The organism is Bartonella sp. HY038, assembly GCF_014117425.1.
Taxonomy (GTDB): Bacteria; Pseudomonadota; Alphaproteobacteria; order Rhizobiales; family Rhizobiaceae; genus HY038.
Genome location: NZ_CP059725.1, coordinates 2,448,278 through 2,464,498, shown reverse-complemented (window position 1 = coordinate 2,464,498; position 16,221 = coordinate 2,448,278). Strand labels below are relative to the sequence as shown.

Here is a 16,221-nt window from a genome sequence, read left to right as displayed (position 1 = left end):
ACCATTGAGCATTATTCGCATAGATGAGATTTGTGTCAAGGTTACATGCCAAGGGTTAGTTTTGCATAAAATATCTCTATCTAAATTCATGATAGACAAGGCGTTGCTATCGCCTTTGCAGCTTTTTACATCATTCACTACTTCATTGTAATGAAGAGAATCAACGCTATTGGAAAAGCTGATTTTATCATAAGAAAATTTTTTAAAACTCCACACGTAAACATTATTTTTATTATCAATAACGCCAAAATGAATGGGTATAATATTCTTTCCTCCTGCCTTCCAATCCGGTTTTAAAGATCGTAATCCCTCTCACAACAATATGGTGTCCATTGATATATCTCTTAAGTCTTTCGTACACCATATTTTAGGACCAATATAACCTGGTGAAGAAAACGTTCCTGCTTTATCGGTAAAATAAATAAGATCTTTTCCTAAAATATTTTTTGTTGTCACTGGCAAATATTTTTTAAAAGCCAAAAAAATATATAAAGCAATAATACACTAAAAATAATTGGAAGCCCTAAAATAAGAATTTTTTTTAAAATTATTCGACCTTTTTTCTTTAGTTTTAGGGCCCCATTTGGCATTGTCGCAAATATTATCCTTATTCTGGTGAAATATGTTGCAAACTTGAAAAACCATTGCGAAATTTCAAAAAAATCCCATTGTGGTTCTACCCTAATTTTAGACTATATTGATGAGACAGATATTAAAATTCAAGAATTCCAGCCGAATAATTGGATAATCATCATTTCAGCAAGAACCGATGTGAGAAAATAAAGTAAAAACAAGCCAATGGTAAAGCCAAAGCTTTCTTGTAATACGGCATCGAAAACACGAAAGCTGATATAAATTAAAAAAATCAATAAGAAAAGGATAGGGAATAGCAGAATATCTGCCCCCTCAGGAATAAGTAAAAGCAGAATTGAGACAGGCAGTGAACAAAGATTAATAAATGCCTGTAACCAATTATACGCAATAGTGAATATAATAAGCTTGCTTTTAAAGTTTAACATGTTAGCTAAAGCAAAAATAACGAGCAGTGGCAAAAACCAAGACGTTAACAAAATCAGACTTTGACCAAAAATAAACTCAGCAAGACCATGCCCCTTTTTGTCAAAATGAGCGCTCATAGCTGCATCTATAATTAAAATAGGAATTGCAACTAGAATAGCTTTGAAGGATAACCAAAATCCGCCTGATGTCAGGTCAAGCTCGTCAAGTCTTTCATATTGGCCGATACCAATTTTAAAAATGCTGATTAAGCGCTTTTTAAGAGTTTCAATATCAAGCATTTTTATTGGCTATCCTTTGGTTTTAAGCAATGATGTATTTTTTAGGAATGCTAAAGCATGCCGTCGTTACTCATCACTATGCGAAAAATGCATCTAAAAATTTTTCATAAATTTGGGTTAGCTTTTCAAGGTCATGGATGCTTACACATTCATCAATTTTATGCATTGTTTGTCCAACCAAACCAAATTCAACGACTGGACAATAATTTTTAATGAAGCGGGCATCTGATGTGCCACCAGACGTGGAAAGTTTGGCTTCACTTCCAGTGACTTCCTTAATGGCCTTGTTCAAAGAATGGATTAGTGTTTCATCATGGGTTACAAAGACATCGGCGGGATTAGCAAGCCAGTTAACACTATAAGCTATAGTGTTTTGTTTTTCTTCGTTTTCAAATTGGCTTGCAGCTTTTTCTAGACGCTTAATTATTTCTGCCTGTAAGCTATCTACATTCCAACGATCATTGTAACGTATATTAAAGCGGAAGCTTGCCTTACCGGGTATGATATTGGTTGCATTATTACCAGTATCGATAGTGGTTAGTTCTAAATTGCTTGGCTGAAATTGCGCAGTGCCTTGATCTAGTGGGGTTGCAATTAGGCTATGGGCAAGTTGTAACAGATAAGGTAGTGGATTATTGGCAAGGTGGGGATAGGCAACATGGCCTTGCTGACCATTAATGCTAACCACCCCAGACAGTGAACCGCGCCGGCCATTTTTAATCATTTCACCAAGAAAATTTGGGTTTGTTGGTTCACCTACAAGCGCGCTATCCCAAGTTTCTCCTTTTATTTTGGCCCATTCTAACAGTTTTACTGTGCCATTAATTGCAGGCCCTTCTTCATCACCCGTAATCACCAAGGAGACACTATTATCGAAAGGCTTGTCCAGTGGTTGTTTGTTTAAAAACCGTGCGAAAGCCGCAAGAAAACAAGCAATGCCACCTTTCATATCTACCGCGCCACGGCCATAAAGAAGGTCATTAGCAATGTCGGCAGCAAAAGGTGCGTGGCTCCATGATTGTTCATCACCCGTTGGCACAACATCGGTGTGTCCTGCAAACATTAAATGTCGTCCGCCTGTTCCAAAGCGGGCATAAAGATTTTCAATATCAGGTGTATTTTCCGCCTTAAAAATTGGTCGCTCTACTTTAAAACCAAGATCTTCACCGATATTTTGTAAAAGAGATAAAGCACCGCCCTCATTTGGGGTAATAGATGGGCATTGAATTAGCTTTTGCAAAATATCTACTGGGTTTTCAAGATTCATGACGTGCCTTCTGTAAAATAGTTAGCGTGTAAGTTTGGGGCTTAAAAAACTTTAAATAGGGCTATATTATTTTTAGCCTTGCGGCTAGATAATTCTACTGGCGATATTCTTAACTTTTTTGCAAAATTTAATTAACGGATTAAGCATTTTAGTAAGAAATGAAAAGCGCTATCATTACGCCGCACGCTGTGGCGAGGTAATTCAAAAGCATTATCTTGGCTTTTTGCGCGTCCGCGCCGTGTGGTAACGGCATTGCTATAGCCGGCTTGCTCCACAATGTGGCGAATCTCGTCATTTTCATCGCCATAAGGATAGGCGAAGCTTGACAGATTAATATTCAAGGCTGTTTCTAGCTTTTGTTTTGATTGATTAATTTCAGTAAAAGCCATGTCACTTGATAATTGGCTCAAATGAGGATGGGTTAAGGTGTGGCTGCCAACTTCATGACCATGGCTTAACCATTGCTTTACCTGACCAATATCCATGCATGCTGCGCGTTTGGCTTTTGGATTATCCCAATTATTTTGGCCGGCGATCTCATCTGCAACAAAATAGTTGGTAGCAGTAAAGCCATGTTGATTAAGAATAGGCATAGCGTTTTCAAAAACTGAAAGAAAACCATCATCAAAAGTAATTACGGCGATGCGGCCTTTTTTCTGCTCAAGGATATAAGGCATTGCATCCTTAAGCGATAGCCCTTTGATGCCAAGACGATTAAGCCAAGCCATTTGTTTCGCAAAGTTTTTTGGGCTAACATAATTGCTGCGCGATGGTGTACCTGATGGTGGAGGCTCATCTATATGATGATATAATAAAATAGGAACGGCCATCTATAAACTCCTTTGCCGAGATAGGCGTGCTATGCGCTTGCGGTAAAGAGGGCGCAAGATTTCACGGCGTAATTTATCTAGAAACCGTGGTTTCTTTTGCACTGTTGACCCACCAAGCGAGGCAGAAATTTCGCTAACGCCGCCTGGCAAAATTGATAATGGCCTAACATTTGTTAGCCAAAACATTTGGACAGTTGTATCAACGGGGCGATCAAATTGCATTGTTGCGTCTAAAAGTTTTTGAGCGCAATTGCGGCCGATATATTGCGCAACCTGACCAAGCCCAACAGGGCAGGGTTCAATCAAACGGTGATTTTGATTTTGTGCAAGTATTTTGCCGGTTTCGCGTTCACGAAAGGGAAAGCGGATATAAGTATCCTCATTCATAAAAGGTAAAGCGGTTGCAAAGCTTAATTCAAAGTCCTTGGTTAAAGTGACGTCATCTTCAAAAATAAAAGCGCCGTTTATATCTTGGTCAACAATTTCTTGCCATGCTTTACGATGCGATAAAAAACATGCAATTTCAGTGCGTGATAAAGTAAATGGATAAAAGGGTTGATGGATTTTGGCCTTGTAATGACTATCAATCACGCTTTGATTAAGTGCATTGGCGTCAATTGCAGCAGTGATTTCACCGGTAAAAGGCAAAGAAGCGATTAATGCTTCAACCTGGGCTTGACGATCTTTGGCGCGTTCTAAATGAATGATGAAAGCCTTTATTTTTGACATGATTTATTCACCACCATTGTTTTTCAATCCTATTTGACTCTATTCCCTTAAATATGGCGTTTATCATAATTGCTACAAGGATAAACTGTCAAACCGCTTTTAATTTAGTTTATTGGCAATAAAGTGTTGTTTTAAATCTTAGGTAAAAGAACAAAAGCAAAAAGCGAAAGGTGCATTGCAACCCTTCGCTTTCATTTAAATTATTTCTTTATATTCTAAATTACTATGGTCTGACGCTAGGCGCGAACGCGGCGGCGGTCCGAAATTGGTTGAAAAGCAATTTTAGAATGGAAGCTGCAATAAGGACTAGATTCACCAGAATCTGCACCACAAAAATGGAAGTCTTCATTAAGCGGATCGCCAATTGGCCATTTACATGTGCTTTCAGTCAATTGCAAAAGCGTTAAATTGCGCTTCATGGGCACAACTTTGCTGTCAGTTAATGACGCATCAAAATCGGCGGCAGCATTAGCAGCAAAATCGACCTTGACGCTACTTGTTGAAAACGTCGTTTGCGGACGTGGTTCGCGCTCAGCTTGTGGCGCTGCACGCATGGTTGATGCAGCTTCCATTTTGCGAGGGCGTGCATCGCTTGCGATTGGTTCAACTCGCGGCGTTGACTTTTCAGCCACAGGACGAGCAACGCGCGGTGCAGAACTTGAAGCTGTTTGCTTTACTGTTTCTTCAACGGCTGGTGCACTGGTTTGTGTTGTAGCCTTAGGTGCCCGTGGTTGTGCCTTGGTCGTTTTACCTCTGCCCGACAATTTCAGGCGGTGTACCTTACCAATAACAGCATTACGGCTTACGCCACCAAGTTGCGCAGCAATTTGGCTTGCGCTTAAACCTTCGGCCCAAAGCTTAGTTAAAAGCTCGACACGCTCATCTGTCCAGTTCATACCAGGACTCCATTATCTCTTTCGTGCATTTTCAATTAAACTTATCCGCATATTGAATGTTAAACAAAATAAAATCCCCAAATTGGGCAGTGCTCCAAGTTTGATTTATCGTGCTAACCATATGTTATGTAAGTAATCCAAATGCACCACTATATGTGGTTATATTAATCTTAAGCTACATATTGTAGGACTTCAAGGCAAGATGTCTTGTTTATATCTCACAGCTTTCATTTGGTTTTGGTCAAGTTTGATAAATTTTGCCACAAATTATTGTCATGTTGATACATATCAAATGCGCAAAACATAACAAATTGATTATACATTTGCATCTTTACCCAAAATTAGCTGTTTAAAAACATCTTAAAACAAATATTTGCTCCCTCACTATCAAAGCTTTTTAGTTTTTGAAATTGAAAAAGTGCTTTTTGTTTACTAAGTGAACTTTAAATAGGGGTTCATCCCTTATTTTGCAATCGTCAATTTGCATTTACAGGATTTAAATTAGCGCTACAGCATAAAATCTCTGTAAAATTATGAAGTTGATTTATAAAAAGATAGGCGTATCGCATCAATAAAATTATCATATTTATATTGCGATATTAGAAATTATTGCGGCTGTAGCACTTTTTATAATTAACTGAGTTTTGATATGTTCCCAAAAATAAAACTGATTAGATGAAAATTTATCAATTATATTTTAGCACGCAACCTATGATGTTTACTAAAATTTGTGTTCTGTAAGGTGCATCTTGATCATATTTTATGGAAAAATCAAAAAAGTTCTAACTTCTTTCCTCCTTTTTTTAATGCCTGATTGACATTTTATCTATCGGGCACAATAGTGATTTTAACGCTTGATTACATGGATATTGGTTGCCCAATTTATCAATCTATTAACATGTGTCAGTTTTCTTTTAGGTCAAGATCAAGACCGCTATTATAATTAATTTTAAACAGTTGGAGACTAAAAAATATGAAAACGCCTGATGCCTCACCGCTCTATGATACATTTGCTCGTATCAATTTGCGCTTTGAGCGAGGAGAAGGGCCATGGCTCTATACGCAAGAAGGCGATCGATATTTAGACTTTACGTCTGGTGTGGCGGTTAACGTCCTTGGTCATAATCATCCCCATTTGGTTGAAACTATGAAACGGCAGATTGAAAAGGTTTGGCATCTTTCCAATTTGTTTGAAAATCCATTGCAGGAAAAATTAGCACAGCGTCTTTGCGATGCAAGCTTTGCTGAAAAGGTATTTTTTGCCAATTCAGGTGCTGAAGCGATTGAATGTGCGATTAAAACTGCACGGCGCTATCATTACGTTAGCGGGAATCCTGAGCGTTATCGCATTATTACTTTTGAAGGGGCTTTTCATGGTCGCACCCTAGCAACCCTAGCTGCTGGTGGGCAAGAAAAATATCTTGAGGGTTTTGGGCCAAAGGCGCAGGGTTTTGATCAAGTGCCATTTGGTGATAATGACGCACTTAAAGCAGCTATCAATCATGAAACCGCCGCCATTTTAATTGAGCCGGTGCAGGGTGAGGGTGGTGTGCGTCCTGTGCCCAATGAAACAATGCAGATGTTGCGGGCATTATGTGATGAACACGGTTTAATGCTTATTTTTGATGAAGTGCAATGTGGCATTGGTCGAACGGGCAAATTATTTGCTTATGAGTGGACAGGTGTTACACCTGATATTATGGCAATTGCCAAAGGTATTGGTGGTGGTTTTCCGGTTGGGGCTTGTCTTGCAACTAGCGAAGCGGCAAAGGGAATGACAGCAGGTAGTCACGGCTCGACCTTTGGTGGTAATCCACTCGCTATGGCGGCCGGCAATGCAGTGCTTGATATTATATTGAGTCCGGGCTTTCTTGATCATGTTAATCTTATGGCTAATGAATTAAAGCAAGGCCTAGTTGCCATAATTGATACCTATCCTCATATTGTTGATGATGTGCGTGGTAAAGGCCTATTGACTGGTTTACATTGCGTGATCCCTAATACGGATCTTATTGCTGCATTACGCCAAGAAAAATTATTAACCGTTGGTGCTGGTGGTAATATTGTACGTTTCTTGCCACCACTAAATGTTACGGCTGAAGAAATACGCGATGCGTTACAACGGGTTGAAGCAGCCCTTAATCATCTAAAATAAGCAAAAATTCAGGGAAATTAATAAAAAATGGTTGATAATATTCGTAGCTTTACCGATCTTTCCGCTTTTTCCGGGGAGGGTTTACGCGCTATTTTAGATGATGCCAAATTTATGAAGGCTGAATTAAAGGCAGGCCGCCGTACAAAACCTTTGGCAGAAAAAGTTTTGGCAATGATTTTTGAAAAGCCGTCAACGCGTACCCGAATTTCTTTTGATGTTGGCATGCGGCAATTGGGCGGTGAGACTTTGATGTTAACCGGTTCTGAAATGCAGTTAGGCCATAGTGAAACCATTGCAGATACAGCGCAAGTTATTTCACGTTTTGTTGATATCATCATGATCCGCACAACGACACATGATCGTATGCTGGAAATGGCTCAATATGCAGGCGTTCCTGTTATTAATGGCTTGACTGATGATACCCATCCTTGCCAAATTCTGGCTGATATCATGACCTTTGAAGAACATCGTGGCCCAGTTGAAGGGAAGACCTTTGCTTGGATGGGCGATGGTAATAATGTTCTTCACTCCTTGATTGAAGCGGCAACACTTCTTAAATTCAAGCTGCGCATAGCAACGCCAGAGGGAAGCGAACCACAGCAAAAATTTGTGGATTGGGCCTTGGAGCGCGGCTGCGATATTGAGTTGACAAGAGATGCACAAAAAGCGGCAACAGATGCAGATTGCATCGTAACCGATACTTGGGTTTCCATGGGGCAAGAGTTTCGTGCTCGTGAAAATGAAATCTTCATGCCTTATCAAGTCAATGAAGCTTTGATGGCGCTTGCCAAACCTGATGCATTATTTATGCATTGTTTGCCAGCCCATCGTGGTGAAGAAGTCGTTGATGGTGTGATTGACGGTCCTCATTCTGTTGTTTTTGATGAAGCAGAAAACCGTTTGCACGCACAAAAAGCCATTATAAAATGGTGTATGGAGTCATAAGTTGACACAAAAATCAGAATTTAGAGATGAAGAAGTAAGAATAGGCGATTATGTTTTTGCCGGTGATGATGCAGTCGTGCCTTTTGAGGTTGAACGCCTTGATGCACGCGGTCGGGCTGTGCAACTGGGCGCCTCGCTTAATTCCATTCTTGATCGTCATAACTACCCTTCAGTAGTTTCAAAACTATTGGCCGAAGTTATGGTGCTTACTATTTTACTTGGTAGCTCACTAAAATTTCAAGGTAAGTTAATTGTGCAGACAAGCTCTAACGGGCCTGTTAACCTTTTGGTCTGCGATTATACAACGCCAGCTAATTTGCGAGCCTATGCCCGCTTTGATGAAGATGCGCTAAATGATGCAATTGCCGCAAATAAAACCTCGCCTGAAGAGCTGTTGGGGCAGGGCACCATGGCTCTAACTGTTGATCAAGGTGCAAATATGCAGCTTTATCAAGGTATTGTTGCGCTCGATGGTTCTAATTTGCAAGAAATTGCAGTGAATTATTTTAGGCAATCAGAGCAAATTCCAACGCAAGTGCGCCTTGCCGTTGCCGAGTTGCATGACCGTGACAGCAATGGTAAAGCACGTGTGTCATTGCGCGCTGGTGGTTTATTGGTGCAGTTCTTGCCACAATCTACTTTGCAGATGGGGGAAGATGCAGGAGAACAAAAGAAGCATCAAGAAGCTCATTGGGAAGAAGTGGAAGCTTTGGTCAATACGGTTGAAAGTGATGAATTGACCGATCCTGATGTTCCTTCAGAGCGTTTGCTGTATCGCTTGTTCCATGAACAAGGGGTGCGCGTATTTGAAGCAACAACTATTATTGATGATTGCTCATGTTCACGCGAGAAGATTTATGATGTATTAAGTACTTTGAGTGCGGAAGAAATCGCCGATAGCACCGAAGATGGTAAAATATCGGTCACCTGTGAGTTTTGCTCTACTCATTATGATTTTGATCCTGCAGATTTTTTGAAGAGTTAATTTTTTCGCTAATCTTCAGATTTATTTTATTTACGGGTTTGAAAAACTACTTTGTTGAGAATTTTAAAATGGGCGTTACCTGTAGGCAACGCCCATTTTAGTTTCTATGCTGCTTATTCATATTTTACGAAAAGGTACACAGTAAATTGCGGTATCGAACTTTTATTTTTTAATACAAATATAATAAATAAAATAATTTTTTTATGGAACTCAAATCGGTGTCGATCGTTCTAATTTAGCATTTTGCAAATTATTTATTGCTGTTTAGCTAATAGGGTGGATACAGATCATGGGTATATCGATTTTCAAAAATATAACTTCGCAGCAAAGCAAGGATTTTTGGGAGCAACATATTGCTTCGTCAGATGGTGTTAGCGTGAATGAGACAAATAATGGTCTTATCGATTACGCCAAAGATATAGATACTTACAACTTCGACTCCGCTTTTTTTATAATTCCTTTGTTGCGTTCAAAAATTCATGAAGCTAAAAGCTCTCATCACATAAGCAGTGAACAAAAAGAAGAAATTGTAGATTTGATCTATAATTCGGATCTTGGTGATTATTACAAAAAATCGCTGATAGATCATTTAGAAAGCCCTATCAATCTTGATGCGGTGATTGATGAAGCAAAAGCTAACTCCTATTACACAAAAGCTTATTTTTCTAGTTTGCTAACATCGTCATCAGACGAAAAAGACCATCTATTGGAGCTTCGGTCGCAAATTTCCTTGTCTGACACCGAATTACAGAAAATTGCGTTTGATATGATTACCTTGATGCATAATAATCACGGCGGACAACTAACCAACGAAGATTAATTTGCATGCCCCAAGTAAAACACAAAAGTAAGTGGAATTTTTCATTACTTTTGTGTTTTTTCGCAATTTTTAAAAGGAATTGGGTTGGCGCTTTTATGCTTAGTTTTGAAGCATTGATAGTCACAAAATTTGCTAGAATTTATATTAAAGGCACGCGCGAATATATAAATGTATTTATATCCGTTATTAAAAAATCTATTTAATGGTAAAGTTGCTAAAACTTAAAATTAACTTTCTCATTGAGATGTTAAAATAAGCACGCATTATTGAAGCAAAAGTAAATATAAATAAGTTTAGTATTATATTAGAATAAGTATAATATTGTAATTTATTATTGAAAAACATTGATATTTATCAAATATGTTATTCTGACATTATTATTAGATTTATTTGCAATGTCCCTAGACTTTTGCATTTTTCACACTAATTGAAAATATCAAACGAATTGAAAATATTAAACTAATCGAAAATAAATATCTTTGAAAATGCAATATATGGCGTTTTATTTTTTATAACGGCATAAATATATGGCGGATTAAAAATTTGCTAGAGTTTTAATAATTATATTAAAATTAATATTGGAAACTGACTTATAGCCCTGTTTTCGTATAATTTTATAAAAAAATTAAAAAACTTGAAATTTTGAAATTAATGTGTTATAAAGATGGCTTATTTGTGAAACTTAGGGAATTTGTCTATTTGACAATACTTGTCATTTTGTAGGCATTTTTAAGAATTTATATTCTTATACTTTGCATTTTTGCGTCTCCCTTTAACTCCACTTTAATGTAATTAAAATTAGAGAGTAAGATATGTCTCAAGCAGAGCAACAACCGTTAAAGGTTGATGATATTCCTATTGTTAGTAATAGTGAATTGAAAAAGGTTATTTCGGCGACAGGACTTGGCAATGCAGTTGAGTGGTTTGATTTTAGTGTTTATGGGTTTTTAACCGTTATTATTGGTAAGGTGTTCTTTGCCGACGCATCGCCCACCATGCAGCTAATTTTTACTTTAATGCTCTTTTCTGTGCCTTTCTTGTTTCGACCATTGGGTGGCGCAATTTTCGGTATTTTGGGCGATAAGATTGGCCGCAAATCCATTCTTTCTTTTACTATTATTATGATGTCGGCTAGTACTTTTTGTATTGGCATCATACCATCTTACGAAAAAATTGGTCTATTTGCGCCGTTTTTATTGCTACTTGCAAAGATTATTCAGGGGCTTTCAGTTGGCGGTGAATATTCAGGTGCGGTTGTGTTCGTTTCTGAATATTCTCCCGATAAAAAACGCGGTTTTTTAGCAAGTTGGTTGGATTTTGGTTCAATTGTTGGCTTTTTGGCTGGAGCTGGTACCGTTTCACTCTTGTCGGCAGTGCTAGGCACTGAAAACTTGGAAAGCTGGGGTTGGCGCATTCCGTTTCTGTTGTCTCTACCTTTGGGTTTTATCGGCCTTTATTTACGTAAATCTCTTGATGAAAGCCCAACTTTCCAAAATTTGGAAGAATCTGACCGCGATAATGCAACATCAGTCAAAAAGATTTTTATGGATAATTGGCTCAACATCGTTTTGAGCTGTGGCATTGTGATTGTTACCAATACTACTTATTATATGTTGCTTACCTATATGCCCAATTATCTTGAGGTAAGTTTGCATTATAATTACGATCATAGCATGTTGATTATCATAATTGTAATGGCTTTTATGTTGTTTATTCAGCCATTGGTAGGGTTCTTAAGCGATAAAATTGGACGTAAGCCTTTTCTCGTTGGTGGTGCTTTAGCATTGCTTATGCTAGCTGTGCCAAGTTTTTGGCTAATCCAGCATCATAATGTATTATTTATCGCATTGGGTTTTACTATTCTCGCGCTTATTCTTTGTTGTTTTATTGGTGTCATGGCATCTGTTTTGCCAGCATTATTTCCAACCGAAGTACGGTTTAGGACACTAGCTATATCGTTTAATATTTCCGTTATGGTTGCTGGCATTACACCGCCTTTAGCAGCTTATCTTGTTGCGCAAACAGGCAATCTTTATATGCCTGCATTCTATCTAATGGTTGTTGCCGTAATCGGCTTAGTGGTTGGCATGAAAGTGCATGAAACAGCTAATCAACCATTGATGGATGCGATACCAGTCGCCTCGTCCCGTTCTGAAGCTAAACAAGTTTTGGCCGAGCATTTTGATCGCATTGAAGAAAATGTCAACGCGATTGAGGATAAGATTTCTGGTCTTGAAGATAAAAAGCAAGAACATTTTGAAAAGGCCGAGGAAAATATCAATGCTATTGATGACAAAATATCTGGTCTTGAGGATAAAAAACAGGAGCACTTTGACAAAGTTGAAGAGAGCATCAGTGCAATTGATGATAAAATCGCAGAATTGGAAGAAAAGCGTCAGGAATTGATCGATCAACATCCAAAACTAAGCTGATAATTCTTACATGAAATTAGGGGCAGGACCCGTTAATTTAAATGAAATGGTATAAGGAAATTTTTGAGAGAACAAGAGAAGAGCTGCTGAGAAATATAAGTATTTTCAAGGCTCTTCGACAAAGTTATCGCGAAAATTTTCTTGTATCTTAAAAGGACACAAAAACAGCCGTACTCTACTTTGTCGTAAAGCTCAAATGGGTATACCACTCATTTTTTGCTTTCCGTCTCTTTATATCAAAATTGTATATTTTGCTGTTTATTGGGCTTGTTGCTTTAAATTAATAGGTTTTGCCCCTAAACCCATATGATTAAAACAGAGCCATTTACCTCAAAGATATGTTTCTTAGTGGTATATGGCTTTTATTTTAAGTGAACATTGCAAAAGACTAGTTGGTTATTTAAGTTTCGTTTACGAATTTATGGTTACTTCCGAGCAAATTTTGATGGATTGATTATTTTTGAGTGCTGCACGAAAAAGCTATTGGCTAGTCAATCTTGAAGCAAAAAAAACCTATCTGATCGATCATGAAATCAGATAGGCCAATTGGTTAGCTTGATTTTAGCTAACGGGGATTTGTGAAATTCTTAACACAAATGCTGTGGTGCAATTTTAGCAACATTAATGCGGCTTAGGTTCGCGGCCTTTGCTTCTGACTTTTCAGGAACAATAGTAATTGAAATATTTAAGCCAGCAGATGCGGTACGGCCACCTGTTGCGCCAGCACTACCACCTGCACCACCGCTAACTGCCATTAAGCGCGCACGGCTATTTGCAGCGGCTAATTGCGTTGAAAGCTTATTGGTTTCAACCCAACCTTTTTGATTTCCAACAGTCACATAGCACCAAGCTGAATTGCAAACACCAACATTAACTTCAGTCCCCTTAGCAATTGTGCTTGTTATTGCGGCACCATTTGCAGGTGCATTATGCAATGATAAGGCAGGGGCTGAAATTGTGGTTGCTTGTGCTGTAAAAGTGCTACCGATTGCAGCAATTGCTAGAGTTGAAGCAACGATAATTGATTTTGCAAAACGGTTCATGATCTTAATCCTTTAATTTTTATGGAAGAACCGCACAAACCCATAATTTTAAGCAAAGCTTCTCCATTGGCGAAAACTCGTTTCGCGCTTATTTGCTTCAAATTTTGACAAGGTTAGACTGTTAACGGGAAGCGTTATTGGCTTCCTGTTGTTAAATTCTTCAGGTTTATTCGATTAATTGTTGAAGCTGCCTTTTAGTAAAGATTGGCTTATTTGCCATTTGTCAGCCTTTGTACCTAGATAACGGCGCAGCTTAAAAAAGGTTTCAAGATTTTTTATAAATATAGAAATATTTTTTGACTGATTATATTAGATTTTATGAAAATAAATTTCTGGACTAAAATAGCGCCATTATAGATTATTGATGACGCGCTTTATAATTGTAACAATGAGTAGTGCGATTACTAGCCAAGCAATAAATATGCTCCAACTTGGCAGGTTGACAGCTAAGCCAACCCACAGCCCTAATGCACCAAAAACAAAAGCGCGGTCACTTTTACCCATTGGTCCATCATAACGGCGAATACCACCGATAAGTGGCCCCATAACTCCGGCATATTCCGATAGAACGGCTAAAAAGATAATAAGTGGCATTACAATTTGACCAAATGCGCCAACAAAACAAAAGGGCAAATAGAGTGCGCTATCTGCAATAACATCGCATAATTCATTTAAAAAGCCGCCAAGTTTGCTTTGTTGATTATGCTCGCGTGCTAGCATACCATCAATGGCATTCAACGCCATACGAATGAACAACCAGAGCGGTAAAAAGCAAAACCAAAGTGAGGGGCCGCGCCAGCTTAAAAAAAGGCCAAGTATAACTGAAAGCACGCATGCGGCTATCGTTACTTGATTTGCGGTTATACCCTTTTTTGCCAAAAAAATGACGGTCGGGCGCAATAAATTTTGAAAACGTGACTTTAAAGCATAAATTGACACAAAAAATTGCCCTATTTTTTTATAAAGGTTTGATAATAGTTTAGATAGATAGTTCATGATGCAATTTACAATAAAAAGCAAGGTAACAAGCATGGCTTTAAATGATATGTTAAAAAGACCGGTAGAAAAATGTGAATTTACAACTTTTGATGGTGAAACAATACATTACCTTGCTTGGGCAGTAAAAGATAAAAAACCAAAAGGTGCAATCTTTCTTTTTCATCGTGGCCATGAGCATAGCGGGCGTATGGCCCATTTGGTTGATGAGTTAGAACTACCTGATTATAATTTTTATGCTTGGGATGCGCGTGGGCATGGAAATTCTACAGGTAAGCGCGGCTTTGCTCCTGATTTTGCAACTATCATCCGTGATATGGATGATTTTATTCGCTCCACTATAAAAAAGGACAACATTGCAATTGAGGATGTTGCAATTATTGCACAAAGCGTAGGCGCTGTTACTGCATCGGCTTGGGTTCATGATTATGCACCCAATATTCGCGCTATGATTTTGGCGTCTCCAGCTTTTAAGGTAAAGCTCTATGTGCCTTTTGCTCGCACGGGCATTAAAATATGGCAAAAAATAAAGGGACAGTTTTTTGTTAATTCCTATGTTAAAGCTAAATTTCTTTCTCATGATCCAACACGTATCAAATCATTTGATGAAGATCCGCTCATTTCACGGGCTATTGCTTCCAATATTTTGTTAGAGCTTTATGAAGTTGCAGATCGCGTGGTTAGTGATGCTGGCGCTATATACGTACCAACGCAATTATTTATATCGGGTGCTGATTGGGTTGTGCATCATAAGCCGCAACATATTTTTTATGAAAATTTGGGCAGTTCGATAAAAGAGCGCCATGTTCTTGATGGTTTTTATCATGATACATTAGGTGAAAAAAATAGGGATATTGCCTTAATTGACATGCGCCGCTTTATTGAAGAACGATTTAACGCGCCCTATGAAAAAGCAGATTTAACTAAAAGTCATTTAACAGGCCACACCCGCCGCGAAGCCGATCAATTAGCGCGGCCACTTGGCTCATTTGAGCCAAAGGAGCTTTATTATGCTGCCTATCGCGCTAATCTTGTTCTTGGTGGTATATTATCAAAAGGCATTGGTATTGGTCAAAAAACTGGTTTTGACTCCGGATCGACCCTTGATTATGTTTATGAAGATTTGCCACGCGGCAAAGGTATATTAGGTCGCATGGTTGATAAAACCTTTTTAAATGCTATTGGTTGGCGTGGTATCCGCCAACGCAAAATCCATATTGAGAAGTTTATCCAACAAGCAATGGGTGATTTGAGCAAGGAAGATAAGCCGATCCATATGGTTGATATTGCTGCGGGGCATGGACGTTATGTGTTGGATAGCCTTAAAACTTTGGCGATTAAGCCGACGTCCCTTTTATTGCGCGATTATTCCGACATTAACATTGAAGCAGGGCGTAAAGCCATCAAAGACCGCAATTTTGAAAGCTTTGCCCGTTTTGAAAAAGGTGATGCTTTTGACGAGGCAAGTTTAAGCTCTATAGAACCACGCCCCAATATTGCGGTGGTATCAGGTCTTTATGAATTATTTGCAGATAATGATCTTATTACAAAATCCTTGCATGGGCTTGCAAAGGCAATGGATAAGGATGGTTATCTTATCTATACCAATCAACCTTATCATCCGCAGCTTGAAATGATTGCACGCGCATTAACCTCGCACCGCCAAAAAAATGGGGAGGGACAAGCTTGGGTCATGCGCCGGCGCAGCCAAGCGGAAATGGACCAATTGGTTGCAAATGCTGGATTTGACAAACAAGCGCAACTTATCGATAAGTGGGGAATCTTTACCGTTTCAATTGCAAAGCGGCGGTAAAACATTGATGGG

The 16,221-nt window shown here is 38.6% G+C and carries 13 protein-coding genes; 6 read left to right on the top strand and 7 right to left on the bottom strand.

Annotated features, from left to right (window positions below; all coding sequences use genetic code 11):
- Positions 1-719 precede the first annotated feature (719 nt).
- From H3299_RS10685 to H3299_RS10665, 5 genes are all read right to left on the bottom strand, one after another.
- The gene (locus H3299_RS10685; protein ID WP_182417651.1) at positions 720-1,298 is read right to left on the bottom strand and encodes a hypothetical protein; all 579 of its coding nucleotides are present in this window, start codon (positions 1,296-1,298) and stop codon (positions 720-722) included.
- Between the two features lie 76 nt (positions 1,299-1,374).
- Complete coding sequence (dapE, locus tag H3299_RS10680) at positions 1,375-2,565, bottom strand: succinyl-diaminopimelate desuccinylase (RefSeq protein WP_182417650.1); 1,191 nt, start codon at positions 2,563-2,565, stop codon at positions 1,375-1,377.
- Between the two features lie 131 nt (positions 2,566-2,696).
- The gene (locus H3299_RS10675; RefSeq protein WP_182417649.1) at positions 2,697-3,395 is read right to left on the bottom strand and encodes a polysaccharide deacetylase family protein; all 699 of its coding nucleotides are present in this window, start codon (positions 3,393-3,395) and stop codon (positions 2,697-2,699) included.
- Positions 3,396-4,124, bottom strand: a complete 729-nt coding sequence (locus H3299_RS10670; RefSeq protein WP_182417648.1) for a glycosyltransferase family 25 protein — start codon at positions 4,122-4,124, stop codon at positions 3,396-3,398.
- A 236-nt stretch (positions 4,125-4,360) separates the two neighbouring features.
- Positions 4,361-5,020, bottom strand: a complete 660-nt coding sequence (locus H3299_RS10665; RefSeq protein WP_182417647.1) for a GcrA family cell cycle regulator — start codon at positions 5,018-5,020, stop codon at positions 4,361-4,363.
- Positions 5,021-5,993: 973 nt separating this feature from the next.
- Here H3299_RS10665 and H3299_RS10660 point away from each other — a divergent pair.
- From H3299_RS10660 to proP, 5 genes are all read left to right on the top strand, one after another.
- Positions 5,994-7,175, top strand: a complete 1,182-nt coding sequence (locus H3299_RS10660) for an aspartate aminotransferase family protein (protein ID WP_182417646.1) — start codon at positions 5,994-5,996, stop codon at positions 7,173-7,175.
- Between the two features lie 27 nt (positions 7,176-7,202).
- Positions 7,203-8,120, top strand: coding sequence for an ornithine carbamoyltransferase (gene argF / locus H3299_RS10655; protein WP_182417645.1), 918 nt, complete (start codon positions 7,203-7,205; stop codon positions 8,118-8,120).
- A 1-nt stretch (position 8,121) separates the two neighbouring features.
- Positions 8,122-9,105 carry an Hsp33 family molecular chaperone gene (locus H3299_RS10650; RefSeq protein ID WP_182417644.1) on the top strand — a complete coding sequence of 328 codons (984 nt, stop codon included), beginning with the start codon at positions 8,122-8,124 and terminating at the stop codon, positions 9,103-9,105.
- A gap of 289 nt (positions 9,106-9,394) precedes the next feature.
- Positions 9,395-9,925 (top strand): DUF533 domain-containing protein, encoded by a 531-nt coding sequence (locus H3299_RS10645; RefSeq protein WP_182417643.1) that lies wholly within the window; start codon positions 9,395-9,397, stop codon positions 9,923-9,925.
- Between the two features lie 812 nt (positions 9,926-10,737).
- A complete protein-coding gene (proP, locus tag H3299_RS10640) occupies positions 10,738-12,357 on the top strand; it encodes a glycine betaine/L-proline transporter ProP (protein WP_182417642.1) in 1,620 nt (539 codons plus the stop codon).
- Positions 12,358-12,944: 587 nt separating this feature from the next.
- Here proP and H3299_RS10635 read toward each other — a convergent pair.
- Entirely contained in the window at positions 12,945-13,400 is a 456-nt protein-coding gene (locus tag H3299_RS10635) for an SH3 domain-containing protein (protein ID WP_182417641.1), read from the bottom strand.
- A gap of 351 nt (positions 13,401-13,751) precedes the next feature.
- The gene (locus H3299_RS10630; RefSeq protein WP_182417640.1) at positions 13,752-14,339 is read right to left on the bottom strand and encodes a CDP-alcohol phosphatidyltransferase family protein; all 588 of its coding nucleotides are present in this window, start codon (positions 14,337-14,339) and stop codon (positions 13,752-13,754) included.
- A gap of 91 nt (positions 14,340-14,430) precedes the next feature.
- On the opposite strand from H3299_RS10630, the gene H3299_RS10625 reads away from it, so the two are divergent.
- Entirely contained in the window at positions 14,431-16,209 is a 1,779-nt protein-coding gene (locus H3299_RS10625) for a bifunctional alpha/beta hydrolase/class I SAM-dependent methyltransferase (protein ID WP_182417639.1), read from the top strand.
- Positions 16,210-16,221 lie beyond the last annotated feature (12 nt).